At 47.8% G+C, this 389-nt stretch carries 1 pseudogene; it reads right to left on the bottom strand.

The features are described from left to right. Positions 1-389: pseudogene (locus AN944_RS21690) on the bottom strand (RTX toxin); the annotation flags it as partial.

The raw sequence follows: 389 nt of genomic DNA, 5'->3' as shown, positions 1-389 counted from the left end.
CCCGCAATATCGGTGATCACCAGAGTGACTGTGCCGCCAGCTGGAATGTCTTGTGATGTACCAGTGATGTCGCCTTGGTTAGATGCATCAATCACTAAATCGACGGTGATGTTACTTGAAAGGGCATCAAGGTTTTCAGTGTCATTGGCAGACAGGTCGTTACCGTTTGAATCAGTTGCGGTTGCCACCACTGTGATGTCGCCATCCACAAGTGTAGATAGGTCAACATTATCGACAGAGTAAGTGCCATCTGCATTAACAGCCACATCGGTGATGGTAATTGCAGTGCCCGCAATATCAGTGATCACCAGAGTGACCGTACCGCCAGCTGGAATATCTTGTGATGTACCAGTGATGTCACCGTTATTATCGCCATCGATGACTAAATC

Origin of the sequence: Shewanella sp. P1-14-1 (assembly GCF_001401775.1) — a bacterium.
GTDB lineage: Bacteria > Pseudomonadota > Gammaproteobacteria > Enterobacterales > Shewanellaceae > Shewanella > Shewanella japonica.
The sequence above is the reverse complement of the archived record's forward strand: the minus strand, read 5'-3'. Positions and strand labels throughout refer to the sequence as shown.